This is a genomic window from Methylobacterium oryzae (genome assembly GCF_036441375.1).
GTDB classification, from domain to species: domain Bacteria; phylum Pseudomonadota; class Alphaproteobacteria; order Rhizobiales; family Beijerinckiaceae; genus Methylobacterium; species Methylobacterium oryzae_A.
Genome location: NZ_MLCA01000019.1, coordinates 31,392 through 52,707 on the forward strand (window position 1 = coordinate 31,392; position 21,316 = coordinate 52,707).

A 21,316-nucleotide genomic window follows, 5' to 3' on the forward strand; every position below is an offset into this window, starting at 1 on the left:
CCATGTCCAAAAAGCCGGCGCGCGCCTTCCGAGCCCCCGAGGAGGATGAAGAGGTTCTTCCGGCCGCGGCCGCCCCGTTGGCGCCGTCAGCGGAGCCGGCAGCCGCCACAGCCGCGGCACCTGAAACTCCTGCGACCACCAGCACACCCGGACGGCCGGAACACAGACAGGGCCGGAAAAACCTCTCCGTGTGGGTCAACGATCGAGCTCATCGGACCCTGAAGGCGATCGCAGCAGAGGAGGGGGTGTCGCTGCAGGACTACGTGATCGATATGCTCAACCGCGAGTTCGCGCGGAAGGGGCGGCCGCAGATCGCGAAATAGCCTGTAAGGGCGCCTTTAACTGGCGCCCTCACAACGAGCGGCAGGTCAGACCTACTGGCCTTCGGCTTCGTCGCCCTGCGTCAGAACAAGCAGGCGCGTGGGCGCATCCTCAGGACCCGATGCCGGTTCAAGGCGCCCGAGGCCAGCAGCAACAATCTCCTCGGCCTCAGGCCAGGCGCCTTCCGGCACCTCGAATCGAAAATCTGCGAGCACCGTCTCTGCGAGCAACAGCGACGCATAATCGCTGAGAGGAGGGGGCATCCTCGGATTACGTGGGTCGTCCGATCCAGATCCGTCTGCCATGCAAAAGCTCCATGTACGAAGAGGGCCTCGCCTTCTACCGCACATCGATGAAAATGACGTTCGACGGGCATAGGCGAAGAGCGCGTTAGGTGGACAGGTTGAAAAGTCCACCATTCAACGACCTCAAAATGAGAGGCTCAGACAAATAGCTCGGGTCACGGTAGCCGACAGCAAAGGCATATGGGATGAACTCAAAACCGCCACAGACAGAGCCGCCGTTATATTGGCTGCGACCTTCGTCGAAGAAGTCATATTTGAAGCAATTATAGACTCACTACTCATCGCTGATAAAAAATCCATCGAAGAACTGACCGGCAATAACGGCCCTCTCGGAACGTTTTCGAACAAGGTTATGTTCGCTCATGCACTCGGCCTTATCGGCGAAGAGGCTAGAAGCGATCTAAATATAATCAGAAAAATCAGAAACAAAGCTGCACATCAAATGGATCCTTTCAGTCTGTCTGATCAACAAATGAAAGATCTCACTGGAAATTTTACCGTCAGATATTACGGAATTTTTCCATTTGAGAAAAAGACATTGCCAGACAGTCCAAGAGACAGATACATCGAAACTTGCGAAAAAATTGCGATGAGACTGGAAAACAGTGAGCCACTCTTCTCAGGCAGCAAGCGGGAACCGGAGGTCGACTAGGCATCCTTCAGCATCGAGGCCCAGCCGAAGGAGAGTCTTCCGGGAACAGGAGGCGGTAACGCACCCCTGGTGCGGCCCTCTCAAACGCTCGGGTGAAATCCCAGAATTCAACTGTGCCGGCTTCATAGGGGGTCGGGAGCACGAGTTCGAAATCGGGGTGCTCGTCGGCCAGATGCGCGAACGCGTTTCCGATGAATCGCCCGTGAAACTCGGGGTCGTTGACGGCTGCGAAAAATCCGGAGCTGCCCGAGGTCGGGCCCCGAGTGTACCACTGATGTCCAATCAGGTTCGGCTTGTGGACGAACCGGACGTAGGGAACTAGGGCGGGCAGGCGAGCCACTTCAATAGACCACCAATAAAAAGGTGGACCACGCCACCAATCCACCTTTTTACATTCTTCTCTTAGGTGCGCCAAGGGGTTGTGTGGGACGATCCCCAGTAGGGATCAGCCGAAAGCGCGAATGGAAGGACGCGGCTGCGCCTCTTCCGAGGCGGCCTGCCTTGAGGCGCTAATCGGACGATGCTCCTGGATTTCGACGACGTTCGAACCAGCGAAGGGTTTGGCGCGGAGCCAGTGCGCCTCCGTCCGTCCAGTGAAGGAGGGCAGCCCCGGTATCTCATGCCCCCCTTTGAGATGGGTCCAGATCGCCTCATGGTTCGCCGTAGCCAGCCGCGCCAACCCGGCTCCATCCAGCGACTTCAGCCAGCCTATCTGGGCCGGAGGGACACCGCGCAGCGTCATGAAGGGCCTGCGCTCCTCATCCGCCATGGCGTAGCACCGCAACAGGTTCGCGACGTGGGCGGGCCCCTGCAGCGAGTGCCCTGGCAGATCTCCCGCACGACGCAACATGTCGATCTCCCGGTTGGCTTTGGCGACCATCGGATCCTCCGGGAGCTCCAGTTCGGGTGCAGAAGCGGGGTGTGCTCCGAAACTCAGAAGGAAGCCGGCCGCCTGCTTCGCCATCAACGTGAGCGCTCGAATAAGTGCCTGAAGAAACTTCATTTTGCCCTCCTTAACCGGAAAAAGGCCCGGTCTCCTGAGGAAAGCAAAAGGCGTTGAAAATCGCCATGGTCATCCCGATCCTGACAGCTGTCAGGATCATATCGTCCGCCTGTTGCCCCTTATCGACCTAAAAAGCGACGAAGAGAGCCAAATGCCCCTTTCGATGGACGACCTTCGAAGACTTGCCCAGGGGGAAGACATACCTCTGCCACGGGAACTCTTCGCCTCGCCACAACCGCGGCTATGGGCTGATGATCCGGATTTGAGGCGGGCCTTCAACTGGTTGAAGGGTTTCATGGGGGCGGATTGGGAGCGCCGCCGCATTGTCGCATTCGCTCGCCTTCACGCGTCCGCGTTGGGCATCAACCAAGGGGATGAGAAGGGAAGGTTCTACGATCCAGACGACATGATCGGCTGGTATCTCTTCCAGGCTGAGGCAGTGCTCGATCACCTTTGGAACGTCGAACCTATGTACGCTTCCCGCATCGTGCCAGTGCTGCAGTCGATCGGTAGATCGCTGCCCTTGCTCTTGAGCGCAGCGGGGTTGGACGATCGCGTGAAACGGCTCGTTGGTTCGGAACGAAAGCAGCCCAATGGTGGCCTTTTCGAACTGTTGGTAGCGGCAGCCTATCTTCGAAGGAGGGCGAGGGTATCCTTCAGGAAAGAACCTCGGAACGCGAAATCGCATGATCTTGACGTCATCATCGGAGACGTAGCCTACGCCGTAGAATGCAAGCGAATGGAAACGAGCAAGTACGGGGAAGATGAGCGCATGCAGATGCGCGTATTATGGGATCCTGCGTCAGACTTGATTTCCGCTCTAGGCAGAAGCGCGTTCGGCAATGTGGACTTCAAGGTGCCCATATCGGACGTCCATAATCACTACCTGATCGGTAAAGCCCAGGAGTGGCTCGCGTCACGTATGCCATCAATTCTGTGGGACGACGACATCGGAAGCGGCGTGGTCGGCGACATGGACTTGGAGCCGTTGCAAACAGCACTCCAGGACGGCGAAATCCTTGCAGCTGGCAGCTTGGCAATCAAGCTACTCACCGGTCGCTATCGTCGTCACGAAAGCCACCTTCAGGCTATCAAGTTCAGCTCCGAAAGTTCGCCTCGCTACATGAGCGAATGCGAGCAAGCGTCGATCCTGCGTTGGAAATGCTCAGCGGACGCTTCGGTGAACGCCAAGGCCAAGGACGTAGTAGCAAAACTCGCCCAAGCACTCGATCAGCTTCCGGGCGATCGCCCTGGTATAGTTCATATAGGTCTCGAAGCGGTCGAGGGCGACGCTTCGGAAGCTGCGAGAATAGAGCGTGTGCTCGCGAGCCTAGAACGCTTTGATCCTAAAGAGAAACCTTTAGAATTTGTATACGTTCATTATTTCATCCCCGATAGCCCGCCCGAAGGCAGCTTCGAATTTGAGGAAAGGGTCGATTGGCGACGCATTACCGGAAACGGAGTCCGCCCTCTTAAGCCGGAAACACTGATAGTGTAAGTTACGGAGCACATATGGATGTGCCGACTCGTAGCCGCTGGTCCTCCATCGTATCACCCATGCCAACTTAAAGCGCCTTTGATCTGCTCCCGATCACTAGATGAACCTGACAGCTGTCAGGATCGGATGGACGGCTCCATCGAGTTCGGCCAAACGCAGCGAAATCCGGACTTTAGCGAAGAGCGTAGTTCATCACTACGCAGTGCATCCGAGTCGCATCGGTATGCGACCTCGGTCAGGTGGGGGGCCCTCTACAAGCCAGTTGGGCGCGACAGTTAGATGGAGCTTCGGAACCACGAGCCACGTCGGATCAGAATGACGGCGCTCGCGAGCCCAAAGGCGGGCAGCCACAGCGACATCGACCACATCCACGGGATCGCTAGGATCTGCGCCCAGCGCCTCGATGACCTGAAGGTCCTCGGCGTGCGGAATTGCCGCCAAAACCCGCCTATGAACCTCCTCGGCCGTTCCAGGGCCATTCCAGGCGACCCATGCGCCCCGCCTTGCCCGTCTTTCTCGGTTTGGACCAGCGACCGTGTACTCGATCCGAACCATGCCACCGAAACTGTGACGCTTCCCATTTGAGAGCCATAAATGGCTCGTGTCACTGCTAAGTTCGCGCTCGTCGGCAGAGCCTGCGGCATCGCAGGGCGTCCAGCCTCGCCGGGAGGCGGCCTTGCGCGCTGCTGCATGCGACGGGAACAGGCTCGGGTGCGCCGCGGCCAGATCCGCTAGGCTGTCCGGCAGGAAGCCGGTCAGGCGCGCGCGTTCGAACGGGCAGGGGACGATCTCGTCCCAGGTAAGGGTCGCGTCGACCGGCACCGGGAGGGGGACGTTCGTCAGGACCACGACCGTGCACGGCGTCGAGCGGTGCACTGGTCGGATCCGAGCCATCGCCTGGACGAGCTCGCCGTCGCGAACGGCTCTCAGGATCCGCATGCATCGCGGGTCGGGGTGGTGGTTCGTGGCGACGGTAACGGATGTGCCGTCACGCCGACGGATCTCGCCGAGCCCCTTCGGTAGCCCACGAACGCTTTCCTCGGCGGAGAGCGTGCGGATCGGGTCCGGCGAGGCATACCAGATCGCCCGCGTCAGCCGTTCGATCTCCGCCGGCGACGGCTCGATGCGACCGCCGAGGACGACGGCCGCTGAGTTTTTGTAGCGATCGATGCCGCGGATCGCTCCGTAGTGCTCGATGTCGAGTCCGTAGGAACTCCGGCCGCCCTCCTGGCGGAGGGTGTCGGCGAGTGCTTTGACGGTGATGAGGACCGGGCGGGCCGCTTCGTCGTTCCGCCAAGCTATGGCCGTTTCATCGACCGCCTTCCGGCATAGCCAGCGGATATCCTCGATGCGCCTCTCCCCGCGGAGGGAGTGCATCGACCCGGTTTTGTCGATGGCCTGCACGATGCGGACGTTGCGGGACCACTCCGCGGCGATCGCCACGAACCGGGCACCGGGCCAAAACCGCTCGGTGATCGCCTCGTCGGCAGAGCCGTCGATCAGGAGCGCGGGCACCGCCAGAAAACGTGGATCTCTCGAAACGTCCAGGCGGATGGCTACGAATGCGCTGCCATCCCTCCTGACCGCGTCGGGATCGATCCGGAGGCCGTGGCACTCCCCGTCCCGGCCGCTCTCGATCTCCGCCGACAACGTTTTCCAAACCCGGGCGAAGCCCGGAATCTCACGTTGGACAGCGGCCGCAAGGCGCTCGCGTTGAACCTCAGTCGGCATATCCGGCTGCAGGTCGATCTCCTCGTGCCGGCTCCACTCCGCGCTTTGTAGAAAACCGAGCCGCTCACGATCGAACCCGAGGGCCCGAAACTCGGCGATCGCCGGTTGGCGGTGCTCGTCGATGGCGCGCTGGAACACCTCGCGGACGTCCAGGATCGCGTCGAAAAATCTCGTGTCCGCTCCCGCCTTCCGAGCTTGGTGCTCGAAGGCGCTCTCTCCGTCTTTCCGCTGAAAGCCCCGCACTCCGATTGCGCGACCCTGGGTGAAGCGGGCCAGATCGACGGTCGAGCTGGAGACGAGGCCTTGCCAGTGGCTCTCGTCGACGACGAGGAGGCCGATTTTGCTCTCCTGCAGGACGTCGGGCCGGCGATCGAGGTAGGAGTGCGTCCCGATCAGGAGGCGACCACGGCCGCCTTTGATCTCACGGAGCTGCCGGACGTAGGCGCACTCCTCGTAGTAGGGGCAGAGCCTTTCCTCGCCCGTCGTCCTCGTTCGACACAGGCTGTCGCTGACGCTCTCGCCTAGAGCTGCGACGGCCTCCGCGATCTCGTGTTTTGCGCACATCCGACCGTCTGCTTCCGGACGAGGCTGGCTACGTCCGCGAACGACCAGCGGATCGTGGCCGTAGGCACGGGCGCGGACGGCGAGCTCCTCGGCCAAATCGATCGTCGGGACCAGGACGAGTTTCGTCTCATTGGCCCATTCGCGCGCTGCCAGCGCTCTGAGGATGATGTCGGTTTTGCCGAGCCCGGTTTCGCCGGCGATACAAAGGCGAGGAGGGGAGCCTTCCCGGCCGGCTGCGAGCCAAGCTCGAGCTTTGGAGAGGTAGGTGTCGACCTCCAGACGGAGGATTTTCGACGCGTGCCGGCGCTCATGGCGCCTTGGAAATGGAGCTGGGACGTGAGGTGGCGTCTGGGTCGCAGACGGCCAGGCCTCTCCGTCCACAGGGGGGCTGACCCCTGCGGATTGCGGGTACATTTGCGCCTTTCAGGCGCACGTCGAGAGACCGATTCTGTTGACCGATAGGCGCGAAATTGCTACACAAAACGCACGGTCTCGGAAGGGGGAGCGCGGCAAACGCTTCCCTGTCATAGATCGGGTCTCTAACCGTGCGTCGCCAAACAACATCGGTTATTGCCCCCTCCCGACGACCCTGAAGTCACCGGAAGGACCAGCGCGCAAACGCTGGTCCTTTCTTTTTGACCTACGATTCTGAAAATCGCAAGCCTTCCGCAACGCTTTCCCGCGAAGGCGCCCCCATGCCTGGGCACCCTCCAGGAAAATAGCGCGCATTTTAACGTGTCTCGGCAATGGCTTGCTGAGAAATCACTGACATATTGAGATGGTGGGGGCGGCGGTGGAGCTGCGTCCTCGGCCTGCGATGCCTTCCAGAAGCGATCGCGACTCACGCTCGAATCGTGGCGTGGGAAGTCAGCATGTCATGCTCCTACGCTAACCGCCAACGGAATCGGATTCAAAGAACAGGATCAAGTCCAGGCAAGTTGTTAAGCGTTATGAAGGGGCATGATGCAAATCCGTCTCGACATTTGGGAGTGAGATCTTTCCAAGACGAGTAGACATATACACTATGGGTCTAGCGTAGTCCTAGGCAAATTGGTTTCGATACCCGCGCAGAGGCAAGCCAGTGTTCGACAGCGACGACCGGGGTCTTATGATCGGCATGGCGATCGGCATCGGCCGACGCATGCGCGACATGGAAGCGGATCATTCCGCGGACCTAGGTCGCTACCAGCATGCCATCGACGAGGTCGTCGAGCAGCGGGACACGCATGCGACGCATCTGATCGCTCGCAACCACCAGATCCGCGCAATGTGGGACGCCATGGCGTCGATCCTCGACACGCTCCCCGACGACCATCCGATGGTTCAATCGACTGCCGCGCTCGACCTCCACGGTCGGCCGATGACGCGTGCACAGATCGCGATCGGAACGATGGCACTGCAGCGCGCTCTGGAGGACGAGTTCGTCTACTACGAAACGCTCCGGGAGCTCGCGCACCTGATCGGCGTCCGGCGTGACCAGGTCCGGGCTTGGGGGCTGCGGCAGCAGCTGGCTCAGTCCGGCCGGATTGAGACAGCGCGGGATCTGCTCAAGGCGTTACGATGAAAGCGCTCGTCGCTGCCGCGGTGACGCTTCTGCAGGCATCAGTTTCTCCCCCCTTCATCCTGGAGGCCGGCGAGCGCGTGGATTTCTGGAACTGGCCTGCGTTCGAGGCGCATTACGCCTACCTCGATACAGACCCCTCGGAAATCGCCCAGCCCGTCATCTGGATCGAGGGCTCGCGTCAGGAGAACGGTACGTTTCGCCTGCAGCTGACTGGCATCGACCCTACAGCCGCGTTCCCGCACAATTTCTGTCGCCGTGAGATCGTGGCGATGCTCGACGGCAACGGTCTCCGTGGGGCGGATCCAAGCGGAGAATTTGGGACGTTCGCACTCCGTCCAGAAGGCGGGAATGTTCGACTCGTTCAGATCGAGCCTGGCACATGTGCGAAGCCAGGCATCTACAACCTGCCCAAACCGGTCGACTAGAAAGTTCGAATTTCGAAAGGTCCACCTGTGGGATTGTTCGAAATTCGAACCTTTGTTCAGGCTGCTGCGACGTACGCCGCGTCCGAAGCCACTTCGCCGATTAGGTTTTTCACGATCCGCTCGACGCCCCGGATGGCGATCCCGTCTACGTTGCTGCCGACGACGCGCACTAGGCGGCCCATTTCGTCCTCGTTGCGGACCTCGAATTTGCACGTCTCCCTCGGCGAGGACCGTAGACGGTGCTCGAATGACGTGAGGGCGTGGGGGACATCGAAGGCCCGAACCGCGGCAAGCCTATGCATCTGGGCACGAACGGCATCGCGATAGACTGTTGCGACCATCACGGTCGACTCGTCCTCCAATTCCAGAAATACGTCCGGAGCGAGTTCGTCTTGAACGCGTCTCCTCAAGTTGGTTAGATATTGCGGAGATGCGATCAGAGGTATCGTTGTGGTCCAACCAGCCGGGATCTCGACTACCCAATAACCCTCGGAAACAGCGTTCCCGTTTCGAAAGGCGGGGTCGGTCGGCTTGTGCGGTGTATCCCAAGTCGCATCATAACGGACTAGATATGTGCGCTGATGTAAAAACACCGCTTCATCGAGGATAGGGCCTGCATCAGCCGGGCTAGGGGCGCAAACGATTTCTATACCCGGGAATTTGCTGGATAGAGCGTAAAACTTTTTCATTGTCAGTGTTCCATGTTAATCTGTGAGAACGCGGAATTTTTAGTTTGTAGTATTATGATTATATAGATGCATATCGCCGCCGTTCTTATAAGCCCATGCGGCGGGAGTGAATGCGTCAAGGAGGATTTGGTCTAAGAATGATAGTCTCTCTTCCGGGCCGCTAACGTGTTCCCGGTCGATGGGGATTGATCCCACAATATTGTCGAGAGACACCCATATCAATGCGATGCCGGCATCGGCGGCCAACAGAACTGCGTTGTCGCGAACAGCTTGAACGAAGCCCGGAGGGGGCAGCTGATCGCCGAACGCGCGCTCGATCTCGACACGGAGGTCCTCGAACAGCAGGCGCACGCGTGTCTGCGGAGCGTCCGCTAGATGCGGGGCGAAGACCCGGAGGGCGTCGCCTCGAGAAATGCTGACCGTTTCCACGATTGAAGCCCTCACGCTGCTCGGTGGGAGTGGGGAAGGAGCGGCCGGGACTGAGGGATCGTTGCGATCGGCGTCAGTCCCTCGAGCATCTCGATCAAAACGGGATCGCCACCCGACCAGGCTGTCTGCGGTAGCGGGAACAGGTTTGGGGCGACGTAGACGAGCCAGTTGTGCTGTACGAGGGCCGGCGTACGGAGGCGGCTCTCCAGGAACTTGACCGCCTCGGATGGATCGGGAGCGGGAACGTCCCCTTGGATCCAGGGGATGTCGGGCCGGACGATGAGGTATCGTGTGAACACGATGTAGCTCCATCTTAGCGCTGGGCGAGATGAAGCTTACTTCATGTGTAAGGAAGGTACAAAGGAAGCAAAAAACGGGATTTGCTAGCGCTTATGCTGCCAAAGGCGCTCAAAAGAACTTCTGGAACGCCGTTAGGCGGTTCAACACGCGGAAGCGCACCGACATACCACGACCCGGACATTTGGCCTTCTACGAGACAATTCTAGGCGTCGTAGAGAGCCAAAAACATTCCAAATGGAAGGCGTCACGATCAGGACGATCAATGCAACGTACGCGGTGATCCTAAGGCTTTTTGAGCGAGGGCTGTTTTTTCATCCCCTCTCTCGAGCTTTGAGTTATCCACAGGTCTCGAAGCGATTTCATCCTGCAGGAATTCGATCCGAGCGCGCAGATCAGCGTTTGCCTGCTGCAGGGTGGATTTCGGATGCCACTCGGCCGCGTCACGTAGCAGGTTGCTCGTCACCGGCACCTGCAGGAGCAGCCACGGCCCTGGGATGTGCCCACCGCCTGAGATGCCTCCTCCGTGACAAGCCAAGCTCCAGGCGGCGACGGCGAGCGCTAGATCCGCCGCCATCTCGAGCCCGATTTCACCGATCTCGCTACCAGACGAGTAGGCGCCGAACAGACCCACGACCGCCTGCCCAATGTGGTGGCGGCATTGCGCCGGCGTCGAGGTAGTGGCCCCTAGCATCCGCCAGCAGCAGGCTAACTCTGAAGCCCTTTTCCCCCCTTCGCCCTCAAGAGCCTCGGCGAGGCGCACACGATCGGCTGCTAGCTCCTCGATCGAGCGATAGACCGGCCGTGGATCGCAGGATTTCAGGCTCCGAGCAGTGTCGATCGCCGCTGCGAGATGCGGTGCCTGCTGGATTGTTTCCGCGCTGAGATGGCGGATCGAGTAGAGATCCTCGTGCCTCAGGAGCAGCCGGAGTGGCCGCGGGATCCTGGCTGCGTCATCCAACCAGTCTGCATGCGCGAGCTCCGCTTCGTTATCCTCGTCGATCGGGCTGACGGTATTGTCGAATGCCATATGCACCTCCAAGGAACGAGAGCATAACGTGGCTATGTAGATAGTGAATCAGTGATGCAATAGACGGTAAACGTTCCTATCTGACGTTCCTGCGTTATTGCTGCTACTGACCCAAAAAGAGGTCACGCTGCCGGCATGGCGTTAGCTTAGATGACTTCATAATAAATTCGCTCATCAGCGTTGTTGGGTAATATCCGACCGAATCTTGAAGGACGACTTATGCCCGACTTAAAGGATCTCAATAGTATCTATCTTATTGTAGCTTTTGTTGTCCCTGGTTTGATCGCGACGTTTGTGCGTGCGCAGTTTATCAACGGTCGTATTGATAAAATGACAGATACTGTTCTTGGCTATCTTGTCATCACGCTTATATACTATGGCTTTTCTATACCAGTTATAAGTTGGATTTTAACTTTTGAACAGGGATTGCTTAAGACAGCGCTTTGGTGGGGGCTCACTATCGTTGGACCGGCATGTTTCGGCCTCCTGCTCGGGGTTGCGGCACAGCACGGGTGGTTGCGGTGGATGGCCAAGAAACTTGGGTTGCGTGTGGTGCACGGTACGCCATCCTCCTGGGACTGGCAGTTTGCAAACTGTTACGCTGCTCGTTTCGTAATGGTCACGCTTACCGATGGCTCCAGCATCGCTGGGATTTTCGGTACCGCTTCTTTCGCATCTACCGATCCAACTGAGCGTGATATATACATCCAAGAAGTTCTAGATGTAGATGCGAATGGGATTTGGAATTATAGGTCGGAACCTTCTGGCATTCTGATCCTTGCCAAAGAAATCCGAGCAGTTGAATTTATGAAAGAGCTGTAAAATGGAACGCGACAACAAACCATCAGGCCGGCCTTCGTACACTCAGGATGGCTGGAGGCCGATCAATGAGGGTCATCGCCCGCAGATTGATAAGGGGCACCAGCCATCGAAGCCAGATGCAGGTCACCAACCGGCGGCGCCGGGCGGTCGCCCTCAGCCTCCAACCGTCGGGACCGGCATTAAGCCCCCGTCGCCCAAAGAGCCTAGCAAGTAGTCTTCTATCGAGCTTCCACGAGAGAGGCGTCGCCTCGCTGTTGAGGCGGCGTCTGCTACCGACCCAACCCAGCTGCCGGGAGCGCATTCGGCGCTTCTCCAGAGCAGCCATTCACCAGCCCCTTGCAGATTCGGCTCAGGGTGAGAGGCGATCCTTGCCGTTTCGCTCGTGACCGAACTTTCCACGGTCGAATTCATGCAAGCGGGCCAGCGTCAAGTCGATAGGTTCAAGTCGTCGAGATGGACCTCGGCAGACCGTGTAGCTTCAATATTGCCTCCTGCCCGCCTGCAGAATTCATAAAATCTTCGGCATCTGTCCTGGAATGAAAAACCTCCCGACAGACCAGTGGCGAAAGCTTGCCCCGAATAGGCACCACGACTCGCCATTTATTCGACATCGCTTGTATAACATAGGGGGCGCCCACGCTGAACCGTCTGCTCATTACAGCCCATCCCCCGATCCGGTTTGCGACATAAAGCAAAAGAATAATGCCTCGTCACGGGATCACTTGAATTGAGCACTTCTTTGGCGGTCGCAAGCTCAAATACATCCAAGCCGACGTCTTTCAATTCCTCCAAAACGTCATCAAATCCCTTAATAAATGGCTCGCCAATCATCCTCATGCTATCCATGAAATTTTTAACTTCCGGCTCTCCTGTCGCATCCACTACAGCGGACTTGGATACGAAGTCGAACCACAGTACGGATTGATGGCACATCAAATCTTTTATGGAACGCAACAATCTGTCTGCTTCTTCCTTGGAAAAATACATGCTGCCGCCCTCCCAAAGTATAAACTTTGGGCAATCATGGGGAATGGATTCCCCCGCTAATACTTCGGAAATATTTTGGGAAAGAATGTCAAAGGTTAGATTTGATATAAGATAAGGGCTTTCGCTGCGCGCAGGGAGCACGCGCTCGCGATCTTTTGCCATGACAGGTAGGTCAAGCATTACGAAGTGTGCGCCGCCTAGATCGGGCATGCGCCACGGTCTAGCATCGTACCCGCTTCCGATATTTACAACTGCAAACTCGTCATGTAACTGACTAAACGCTCGAAGAGCCGCATCACAGCTGAATGTTCGCGCGCGAACGAGGTCCGCCAATTGCGGAGTCTCGGCGGAAAACTTTTTTGCCATAGCTATGCCTTGAGCGCCCGCAGCATTGGACGCAAATTGATCTATCTTTCTTCCTCCTGGATCATTAGGATCAACTGCCCATGACCGCAGGCCCGCGATCAGACGCGCTGAGGTTCTGAGTTTGTGGGTCAACATGTGGTGCGTGGTCTTGAGATTAGACCCGGTCTCGCGGAGACTGTATGAATTTCTTGCCCAATATTGAAAGTCACTAACTGCCGCGAGCTTATTTTCGTCGCTATACATTTTTATTCTTGCTTTATACCTGACCTCCTCCCCGGCATCAAATCTTTGAGCTATTTCGTCCCAATCTCTTTCGGGTATGGCTGATTTGCAGATCAAATCGCTCGTGCTTGGGCGGACCCATTTTATAGATGCGGCGGCGCCCCAAAGATAAGCTCCATAGTCCGTTCGTTGGGGATGGAAACCAATGATTGGAGTGTTCAGGAATAGGGTACTAAGCGCAATTCCGCCTGTATAATCTGCAGCCAGCAACATCAGCGCCGCTTGTTGTGTGATGTATTGATTTGAACTTTCGACGTTCAATGGTAGCCGAGTAACAGCCCACCCCCGACCTATTTCTTCAATTTTCCAATTCAAATATTTGAGAGAAGGCACTGATCGGTGAAAAAGTGCGGTGCTAGGCTCAATCTCAAACCGCGCTTGTCTGTCTGCTTCCCATGAACTTGGAGGAAAAACTTTAGAACCAACCATGTCAATGTTCCATTATGGGACGCGCTCCCATAAGTGCCGTAGGAGCTTATTACCATCAGCAAGCTGTCTGCCAAGTTTTCTGCAGCGACCTTAATCACTTTTGGTCCAGGTCGCCCGAAGCCGGATACTCACAAGGGCTGAAGATTGGCGTGAGCGACACCCCCGGTTGTGTCCGCCCTAATCCATCCGTCGCCCGCAAGCGGACCGGCAGCAAACCACCCATCTCAGACGTCAATGAGGGGCAACCCAGAGGCAGACGAACCTTCAATCCTGGAGATCGGGGTTGTCGAAAACTAGACGGGCATGGGGCGACGCCGTCGTGAGGCCGACGATGTTGCAGCCGGGCCCGCGCTTCGGGGCTGGGCCGGCCAGATCGATCTCGCCGTCGCCAGGGCCGACAAGGCGGATATGGCCCTCCACTCGATAGGGCGCAGGGGCGCAGCCGTCCTTGAACGTGCGCGCGGTCCCGATGATGCGATCGCCCTGTCGGATGCCCTCGAACAGTAGTGTTCCGCGAGGCATCGTTGGCCCACGGGGCGATGGGGACGCACCGTTGTAGACCATAGAAATCCGACCGCCGGCGCCTTCCGACATGGTGATCTGGCTCCGCCCGTGGGTCCAGTGCGTTTGAGGTGGCACATCAAGCGCGATGGCCGGCGTTGCCGACAGAGCGAGAAGGACGGGGAAGGAGGCGGGACGCATTGCGGAGGTCTACCTTCATGCGGTGTACGCTGGGTTTAGGGGAGGCCATGACGCTGTTAGAGCAGAGGTGCTCGGACAACCCGCCTTCCCCTTCGTCCTTTGGCGACCCTGGTCGCAGATAATGGCCTACCTTCCAGCATTAGGCCCGAACGAGGGTGTTGGGATCGGTTCATCGACCTCGACGATCAGGCTTTCGTCAAAGGCCGGGTTCGAGTCGTTCTCCCCACGTGGGTTCGATAGGATTCGTGTTCCGTACCCCGGCACGAAGTCCACCGACCTGTGGATATGTCCGCAAATCCACAGGTGGACCACGCCGACATCCGTGAGGTGGCCGAGATCCGAAGCCGACGCCGCAGCTGACGGCTGATCCCAGAGGTGTCTGGGCAGAACCTCAATGTGGGGCGCGTAGTGCGTGACGACGATCCGCGGACCGTCGGGCGCTACGTCTGGATCGAGGATGGCCTCGAGCACGTCGACCTCGGTCCTGTGTCGGCGGGCTATATCTCGGCCTTTGGCTCTACGATCGATGCCTGGGCCGCGAACATCGATGGGATCACCGAACTCGCGTGGGTAGAGGATATGCCCCACGGGCTGGTTCAGCTCGAGATCGGTCCATAGCGTTCCACCGGCGAAATGGCCGCCGGCGACGGCCATCCAGCCTTGTCCATTTAGCAAGGTGACGCCTTCCTTCTGAGCTCGACGTTCCGCCCGCTCGAGCTCGTCCTCGATTGTGCGCCCCCAGAACTCGTGATTGCCCGGAGCGAAGACCGCCGGGCGACCATCGGCGACCTGTGCGGTCCAGAGGATCGAGCGCTCGATATCCGAGTCGTAGACGTCTCCGGCGACGACCAGCGCATCGAACTCCGGCCGCACGCTGGGAAACCAGGGCGCGTCAGGCGTCATGTGGAGGTCGGAGAGGACCCATAAGCGCATTCACCTCGCTCCCGCGTCTAGGATGTCGGGTTCGCCCAGCCGGTAGAAGCGTGTCGATGTCCTTGCCCATGCCAGGTCGATCGCGATCGCCCTGAGCGCACTTGTTCGGATCAGACCGTCGGCCAGGGTAGGGTGTTCTGAGACGATGCCGGCGAGCACCGTCTGCCGGAACCAGTTCGTGGTCTGACGCCACGCCTGTAGCACCGGAGCCCTGGCGAGCGTTTCCGGTGACGGCTCACAACCGCCGGCGATCGCCGCCAGCGCAACGGCGGTGTCCGCTTCATGGACGATATCGTGCCGCCAAAGCCGAAAGGTCGGGGCAAGGTCGCAGAGGTCGACGTTCAGCCTGAACTGGTTCATGGCCGCGGTCCCGCCTCCGGCACCTTCTCCTCGACAGCTTCCTCCGGCTCATAGTCGGGGGAATGAAGCGGAGGCAGCGATGCCAACCGGACTTGGATCTCGTCCCAACTGGCCGGGCGGAAATCCCAGCAGTCGACGCCGACGTCCAGGCTCTGGCTGTTGCCGGGCATCCGACCATGCGAGTGCCCGAACAGCTGCACGGAGCCGCGGTGCGCCCCCATCCAGGTCCGCCCGGCATAGTGATCCAGGACGATGCCGCATCTGAGGCCCAGCTTCGGGAATGCGCGATGGCTCGGGGGCTCCATCCACGGGAGCGCTAGGGTCGGCTTTCTGTCGTGGTTGCCGATGACCAAGCGCTTTCTCCCATTCAGCCTCCTGTAGATTTCTAGGATGCGGGCGGGATGGGCGCTGTGGGCAAAATCCCCGAGGTGCCAGAGGTCGTCCTTGGGGCCGATGACCGAGTTCCAGTTCGCGATCAGTGCTTCGTCCATCTCCTCGGCAGAGGCGAATGGCCGACCGCACATCCGGATGATGCCCTCATGCCCGAAGTGGGTGTCGGCAGTGAAGAAGAAGGTCACGCTACGCTCCCGGATCGAAATCCAGTGTACCAGATCCTATCACTGCATCAATGACACAGTATGAGGAAGCGCTTCGAAGGTATCCAATTCCCTACGGGCATGGTGGTCTATCGAGGAGATCGTCGAGATCTTCTCCCGAGGCCAAGCCCAAATTGGCATAGCTGGCGTGCGGCGTGCCGCCGATGTTCCTCCCCGTCGTTCTCTCTTCAGGGAGAGGATCCGCGACGTATGGTTCTGGCTCGGGAACGTCGATTTCGATCACGAGATCTGGCCTGAAATTCGGTCCCTCTAGCGGATTCGAGATCAGGCGGGTCCTGCCGTAGGTCATGTCGTACCCACGATGAACATGCCCGGCGATCCAGATTGATGGCTGCAGTTCGGGAGGCATTTCGCGAAGGAAATCGGAGGCATAGAAGCCCGGCGCCCACCACGGTATGGGGCTGTCCCGATAGAGATCGGCAGCTTCCGCCAGCGGCGGAGCATGGGTCACTGCGACGGTTGGGCGGTCGGCTGCTTCGATCAGGCCCTGCAGGATCCTTGCTCGATCTACCGCATGGGCACCTACGGTCTGATAGGGCCCCCATTCGCCATCAGCGTTTTGGATCGAACCAGAGAACTCGCGAGGGATGGTCGACATTCTCATCGCGTGAGTAGCAGCATAGGCTGCAGCTCTAGCTGGTGGGACATCTGGCCTCCAGCGGCCAGAAATGGCCCAGTCACCCCATAGAGTTGCCCCGACGAAGACGACATCGTCAATCTCGACGATTCGACTGCCTGCGAGGATATTTATCAGATCTCTACCGGCCTCTTCGTTAATCAGGAGGGCTGCTCTATTCATCTCCTCAAGAAGGTCCCGCATCGTGCGCGGATCGGCATGATTGCGCCGATAGTAGTCGTGATTGCCTGGGACGATCACTGCCGGCCGACCGCCAGCCAGCTCGGCAATGATCTCGACCGTTCGGGACGGCTCGCCTTCGTGTCCGTCTCCGGCAAACACCAGGACGTCGAAATCGGCGGCGATCGCCGGTAGCGGTAGGGTTCTCCGCTCTAGATGCAGGTCGGAGATCGGGAAGATCCGCATCAGGGCACCAGAGAGAAAGCGCTCGTGGGGTTCGGCGCCGGCGCTCGGAAGCGCGTCGCCAGCTCGCGGTAGATCGCGATCGTGTTTCGGGCGTCGACGAGCGCGCCATGGGGGCGGCCGTCAAACTCCAGCCCGAGCTCCTGCAGGGCTCGCGATACCGACGGCCGCTGGGTAGCACCCGTCAGCAGCATATAGACCTGGCCGAGATTGATGGAGGCAGGGCCAGGGAACGGGTTCGGTACCCCGGCAACCTCGCAATCGCGCTCGATCGCCGACCAGTCGTCTCCCCATGCAAGGGTCGCTTTCCGCCCTGGGCCATAGGTCGCCACGACCGTTCGCATGACCTCCAGGAGCGGCCGGCCGTGCCGGCGGAGCTCACCGGCCGTCAATCCGGTCAGGGCCGTGCAGAACGGTGACACTTCGGACGAGGCGGGTCGAACCAGATAGCGGTCCTCGCGTACGATCTCGAGGTTCCGGGGATCAGCTTCGACGATCCCAATCTCGATGATCTCACGTCTCTGTCCGGCTGGAGGGTGCTCCTCCCAGCAGGTCAGTTCCAAATCGATGCACAGGAGGCGGTCGTAACGGAGGGCGGCCATGTCGAGAGTCTGCCTGGGACCGACGAAAAACGCCAAGTGCCTGATAGATTGATAGATTTTTCCGGGCTTGCGAGCTCAGAGGTCGGGTGGCGGTTCGACGGCCTCGTCGATCGCCATTCTAAGGGCCGCAACCGCTTCTGCTTTCTGCCAGCCCTGGCTGCCGGCTCGCTCGAGCCAAATCTCGACATAGCGCGTAGCCGCGATCGATAGCCCCTCCGGATCCTGGGATGGCCGAGGTACGCTTAGTTCCTCCAGTAGGTCCAGAAGCCGTTGGATCGGCGGCGGCATGGGGACGTAGGAGGCGGCATCGGGAGGGAATGACCAGCGGCGTACGGTTACCTCCGACACCCCGATGTAGGTTGCGAAGGCGCGCAGATTAAAACCTAGGCGGTCCAGGCGGAGCCCGAACGCTGAGAAGCCCCTTCGTCCGCTCACCATACCGGTTGCTCCCATTATGCGGAGCTTATAGTACAATATGTACTAAAAAACAATGACTCAGTGCTGACTTTTGTCTCTCTCAGTTCGAGTGTGGCGTCGTAGTTCATAGGCTTCGGAGGATCTGCCCTCAAAGAACGTTGGGCACTCCCTCTGTTGCTAGCGATGCCGTGATTGGCCTTCTGGCACAGATTTAACAGATTTCAGCTTTGCCTCTATTTCTGTCTCCTCCCATAACGATTAAGCTTGATCCCTCAAGGACAAGGCATCTAGTGATCGGCTCAGCAGACACGCGCCGGTCTGTGAGTGGAGTGGGATAGTGTCGGACAAGATCAATGTCGAAAAAGCATCCATCCAGATTTCTATTGGATTGGCCGTAACAGTTATAGCATCTGTCGCTACGGCGGCTGCAACCGCATCGATTTACTGGTGGAATCTAACAAATCGTATTGAGAAACTGGAATCTCGCGCAACGAGTCTCGAGGATGGTATATCTAAAATACGCGCAGCACTGATTGCGGATCCGAAAGAGTACAAATCACCCACAAAAGACATCAATGACGGAATTGGTTTTTCTTGTCCGCCCGGTATGGTCATGAACTATATTATTCTTGGCACGCAGTTTAAGGGCGATTTTCACTGCGTAACGCTGCGTCCTGATATAAAGTCGCTGCAATAAATTGTATCGAATGGGGCGCCGACTCAGTGCCGATGTGCGATCCTCAGGGGCGCGGCACCGGCACTGAGACCAAACTAGGTTCGAGCGCCTCATGGACAGCATCGACGAGTGCCCGTTTAGCCTCATCGGGAGTCCAGCCTCGTTCCCTCGCTTAGAGATGGGTCACAAACCATCCGCCCATTTTTTAAAAATGCAGAAATTACAATTGATTTAAATCCTGCGTTCAACAATACTGTATCAAATTCACTTCATCGGCCCGAACATTCCACTTTCTACGAGGGAAAGGTATATTTTTTTGAGTGCTAAAGCTGTGTCCTGTCCCACGAATAGAGAAGACCGGTTCCCATAAGGTTCTCCGAGCAGGTAGGGCCGCATGGTCTCCCAAGTTTCTGCAAGCTTCGACCATCGCCACACCGGCAATTCTTGTTCGAGCATAAGAGGAACAGCTACAGATTTCGGGATAAGATAGCTTTCCTCAAGGGGACGAAGCCATTCACAGCTTACTAAAATAGCTTTTGTTCCGCTGTTGTAGAACGTGACGTCAAGCTCTTCTGCGTCGAGATGTGCACAGGGCGGAGTGACAATACGTCTAACAGAATCTAAAACATCACGACCATCGTGATAGGGGCAAGTGATAAACCCATGAGCGAAATATACTGTGTGGTCTAACCCTTTATATCCGCAGCCTTCGCTCGGGTAACGGTCAGGATGGTGTCTGTCGTTCTGAGCGACGAGGGGGTGCCAGGATGGATATCCTTCTACGACTGGTCCACAACGCTCGACGATATCACGCAAGACTTCTTCTGCTCGCTTGCTCTCCTGGCTAGTCGCTTGCCGCGGGATCAGATAGCTCCGCGCCCGTTCGAAGCCTCGCAACGCCGCTTCATCTGCTCGGAACGCCATTCACATACCTCTGCCCGTAACTGACGTTGAAATGGCATTTTGCGCATAAAACGTCAATATCATGCGCGGGAGCGGCGCGCGGCGCACGGAAACGCGGCTTCGTTCAGGCTGATCCTGGGTGCTACTAGCCACGCCTCGGCGGCTGAACGATCTGACTCATTATATATATGGCCTCGCACAGACGTGGCTCCTGGGCGCCTGCGTGAGGCGCATAGATCCACGTCACTCGGAAAACGACCCCTTTCCGAGTTGCAATTTCGTGACGTCCCGGCGCCAATGGGATCAGGCACTTGGCAGTTCGGAAAGGGTACTCGGAAACTCGGAGGCCCAAACGGGGCTTGAAGCGGCCGTTTTCCTACCCCTAGTTAGTGGGCGGCCGAGGAATCAGGGATCGATGGCGAAGCAAGTCGGTTACGCCCGTGTTTCGACCCGGGACCAGAACCTCGACCTGCAGCTCGATGCGCTCCGGAACGCGGGAGTGCCTGACGAGCTCATATTCCGTGACATCTACTCCGGAGCCAAGGAGGCTCGGCCTGGCATGCACGCGGCGATCGCCGCCGTGGAGAAGGGCGATACGCTGGTCGTATGGCGCCTCGATCGCCTCGGCAGGAACACCCGGCAGCTGATCTCGACAGCCGAGGATCTGAAGGGGCGAGGCGTTGCCATACGCTCCCTAACAGAGGGCATTGAGACTGGCGGCTCGATGGGCCGGCTCGTCTACACGATCCTCTCCGGCATCGCCGAGCTGGAACGCGAGGTCATCATCGAACGGACAGTTGCCGGGATGAAGGCCGCTCGCCAGCGCGGGACACGTATCGGTCGGTCGGAGAAAATGACTCGCGATCGGACGATCGAAGCCGTTCGCATGCTTGCAGAGGGGAAGGGCTGGAAGCCTACCGCCGAGCTATTCTCGGTCTCAACAGGGACGCTCTCGGGAGCCATCCAGAGGCATGGATTGAGCGAACAGCTTGTCCGGCTCCGAAATGAAGAGGCCGTAGACCGCCGAATGATGCAGCGTCAGCAGTCGTCCCTTGGTCTTTAAAAGCCTGCGGCGATTCGGTTTTCGATAACAAAATCAGTGTTCTGACATCCCGTGTGATTGGCGGCCCCTCCTTCCTGTCGATGCATCTTTGACGGGAATTGCGGTCACGCGAGCTGCAGGTCGAGCCCACAAGCGGCGGCGCGGTGCTCCGCTCATGCGTGCGATGAAGTACCTGTTCAGCTGGGAATCGCGGTCACGCGAAATGTGCCTCCGACTCGATAAGCCAAGTTTGTCAGCCGTTTAGATCCCGGTGGGCGCACGAATTGGTCTAGGTTGTTTCAGAAATTGCGGTCCCGTGCGCGGGTAAATCGGCGTCGATGGGCTTGAAGCCGACAGCGCGGCGTCGGGGACACGAGCGGGAATTGCGGTCACGCGAAACGCGGCTAGGTGACCGGTCAGGGCCGCTTCATGGGAGGCGCCAAGCGCGAGGAGGCGACCGGGGCATCGCACTCACTTATCTGGTGAAGACCATATACCAAATGAAGGAGCGCCATTGAGCGCGCGTGTGGAAGTGATAGCAGGTAATGCCTTCTGCTATCTCTTTCACACAGCACTCGAGCACGACTACCGCGTCAGGGCCTAGATGGCAGCCGCAGCTTGTGGCTACCTC

21 protein-coding genes are annotated in these 21,316 nt (G+C 58.5%); 8 read left to right on the forward strand and 13 right to left on the reverse strand.

Annotation, left to right across the window (positions count from 1 at the left end; all coding sequences use genetic code 11):
* Positions 1-2: 2 nt before the first annotated feature.
* Positions 3-323: a ribbon-helix-helix domain-containing protein gene (locus MOTC310_RS32600; protein WP_331304777.1), complete on the forward strand. Its 321-nt coding sequence runs from the start codon at positions 3-5 to the stop codon at positions 321-323.
* Positions 324-374: 51 nt separating this feature from the next.
* Here MOTC310_RS32600 and MOTC310_RS32605 read toward each other — a convergent pair whose 3' ends face one another.
* Positions 375-626, reverse strand: coding sequence for a hypothetical protein (locus tag MOTC310_RS32605; protein ID WP_331304778.1), 252 nt, complete (start codon positions 624-626; stop codon positions 375-377).
* A 223-nt stretch (positions 627-849) separates the two neighbouring features.
* Here MOTC310_RS32605 and MOTC310_RS32610 point away from each other — a divergent pair, with 223 nt between their 5' ends.
* On the forward strand, positions 850-1,278 hold the full coding sequence (locus MOTC310_RS32610; protein ID WP_331304779.1) for an MltR family transcriptional regulator: 429 nt from the start codon (positions 850-852) through the stop codon (positions 1,276-1,278).
* Between the two features lie 445 nt (positions 1,279-1,723).
* Here MOTC310_RS32610 and MOTC310_RS32615 read toward each other — a convergent pair whose 3' ends face one another.
* Complete coding sequence (locus tag MOTC310_RS32615) at positions 1,724-2,281, reverse strand: hypothetical protein (protein WP_331304780.1); 558 nt, start codon at positions 2,279-2,281, stop codon at positions 1,724-1,726.
* Position 2,282: 1 nt separating this feature from the next.
* On the opposite strand from MOTC310_RS32615, the gene MOTC310_RS32620 reads away from it, so the two are divergent.
* Entirely contained in the window at positions 2,283-3,779 is a 1,497-nt protein-coding gene (locus MOTC310_RS32620) for a hypothetical protein (protein ID WP_331304781.1), read from the forward strand.
* A 195-nt stretch (positions 3,780-3,974) separates the two neighbouring features.
* Here the strand turns inward: MOTC310_RS32620 and MOTC310_RS32625 are convergent, their stop codons facing one another.
* The gene (locus MOTC310_RS32625; RefSeq protein WP_331304782.1) at positions 3,975-6,170 is read right to left on the reverse strand and encodes a DEAD/DEAH box helicase family protein; all 2,196 of its coding nucleotides are present in this window, start codon (positions 6,168-6,170) and stop codon (positions 3,975-3,977) included.
* Between the two features lie 985 nt (positions 6,171-7,155).
* On the opposite strand from MOTC310_RS32625, the gene MOTC310_RS32630 reads away from it, so the two are divergent.
* Positions 7,156-7,638 carry a hypothetical protein gene (locus MOTC310_RS32630; RefSeq protein ID WP_053622507.1) on the forward strand — a complete coding sequence of 161 codons (483 nt, stop codon included), beginning with the start codon at positions 7,156-7,158 and terminating at the stop codon, positions 7,636-7,638.
* Positions 7,635-8,063 carry a hypothetical protein gene (locus MOTC310_RS32635; protein WP_331304783.1) on the forward strand — a complete coding sequence of 143 codons (429 nt, stop codon included), beginning with the start codon at positions 7,635-7,637 and terminating at the stop codon, positions 8,061-8,063. The genes MOTC310_RS32630 and MOTC310_RS32635 overlap by 4 nt, the downstream gene beginning before the upstream one ends.
* A 56-nt stretch (positions 8,064-8,119) precedes the next feature.
* Here the strand turns inward: MOTC310_RS32635 and MOTC310_RS32640 are convergent, their stop codons facing one another.
* The 3 genes from MOTC310_RS32640 to MOTC310_RS32650 form a co-directional block, all read right to left on the reverse strand.
* Positions 8,120-8,752 (reverse strand): hypothetical protein, encoded by a 633-nt coding sequence (locus MOTC310_RS32640; protein WP_331304784.1) that lies wholly within the window; start codon positions 8,750-8,752, stop codon positions 8,120-8,122.
* A 39-nt stretch (positions 8,753-8,791) separates the two neighbouring features.
* Entirely contained in the window at positions 8,792-9,103 is a 312-nt protein-coding gene (locus MOTC310_RS32645; protein WP_331304785.1) for a hypothetical protein, read from the reverse strand.
* 637 nt (positions 9,104-9,740) lie between these two features.
* Complete coding sequence (locus MOTC310_RS32650) at positions 9,741-10,508, reverse strand: hypothetical protein (protein ID WP_331304786.1); 768 nt, start codon at positions 10,506-10,508, stop codon at positions 9,741-9,743.
* Positions 10,509-10,727: 219 nt separating this feature from the next.
* On the opposite strand from MOTC310_RS32650, the gene MOTC310_RS32655 reads away from it, so the two are divergent.
* Positions 10,728-11,330, forward strand: coding sequence for a DUF6338 family protein (locus tag MOTC310_RS32655; RefSeq protein WP_331304787.1), 603 nt, complete (start codon positions 10,728-10,730; stop codon positions 11,328-11,330).
* Positions 11,331-11,930: 600 nt separating this feature from the next.
* On the opposite strand, the gene MOTC310_RS32660 is transcribed toward MOTC310_RS32655, so the two are convergent.
* The 6 genes from MOTC310_RS32660 to MOTC310_RS32685 form a co-directional block, all read right to left on the reverse strand.
* Positions 11,931-13,394 carry a class I SAM-dependent methyltransferase gene (locus tag MOTC310_RS32660; protein WP_331304788.1) on the reverse strand — a complete coding sequence of 488 codons (1,464 nt, stop codon included), beginning with the start codon at positions 13,392-13,394 and terminating at the stop codon, positions 11,931-11,933.
* Between the two features lie 828 nt (positions 13,395-14,222).
* The gene (locus MOTC310_RS32665) at positions 14,223-15,029 is read right to left on the reverse strand and encodes a metallophosphoesterase (protein ID WP_053622513.1); all 807 of its coding nucleotides are present in this window, start codon (positions 15,027-15,029) and stop codon (positions 14,223-14,225) included.
* Entirely contained in the window at positions 15,030-15,389 is a 360-nt protein-coding gene (locus MOTC310_RS32670; RefSeq protein WP_053622514.1) for a DUF6634 family protein, read from the reverse strand.
* Positions 15,386-15,967 (reverse strand): metallophosphoesterase, encoded by a 582-nt coding sequence (locus MOTC310_RS32675; protein WP_331304789.1) that lies wholly within the window; start codon positions 15,965-15,967, stop codon positions 15,386-15,388. The genes MOTC310_RS32670 and MOTC310_RS32675 overlap by 4 nt, the downstream gene beginning before the upstream one ends.
* A 91-nt stretch (positions 15,968-16,058) precedes the next feature.
* Entirely contained in the window at positions 16,059-17,048 is a 990-nt protein-coding gene (locus tag MOTC310_RS32680) for a metallophosphoesterase family protein (protein ID WP_107088360.1), read from the reverse strand.
* The gene (locus MOTC310_RS32685) at positions 17,048-17,647 is read right to left on the reverse strand and encodes a 3'-5' exonuclease (RefSeq protein ID WP_331304790.1); all 600 of its coding nucleotides are present in this window, start codon (positions 17,645-17,647) and stop codon (positions 17,048-17,050) included. Before MOTC310_RS32685 ends, MOTC310_RS32680 begins: the two co-directional genes overlap by 1 nt.
* Before the next feature lie 754 nt (positions 17,648-18,401).
* Between MOTC310_RS32685 and MOTC310_RS32690 the strand changes: the two genes are divergently transcribed.
* Positions 18,402-18,761, forward strand: coding sequence for a hypothetical protein (locus MOTC310_RS32690; RefSeq protein WP_331304791.1), 360 nt, complete (start codon positions 18,402-18,404; stop codon positions 18,759-18,761).
* A gap of 243 nt (positions 18,762-19,004) precedes the next feature.
* Here MOTC310_RS32690 and MOTC310_RS32695 read toward each other — a convergent pair whose 3' ends face one another.
* A complete protein-coding gene (locus MOTC310_RS32695) occupies positions 19,005-19,664 on the reverse strand; it encodes a hypothetical protein (protein ID WP_331304792.1) in 660 nt (219 codons plus the stop codon).
* A 394-nt stretch (positions 19,665-20,058) separates the two neighbouring features.
* On the opposite strand from MOTC310_RS32695, the gene MOTC310_RS32700 reads away from it, so the two are divergent.
* Entirely contained in the window at positions 20,059-20,706 is a 648-nt protein-coding gene (locus tag MOTC310_RS32700; protein ID WP_083460915.1) for a recombinase family protein, read from the forward strand.
* Positions 20,707-21,316: the final 610 nt, after the last annotated feature.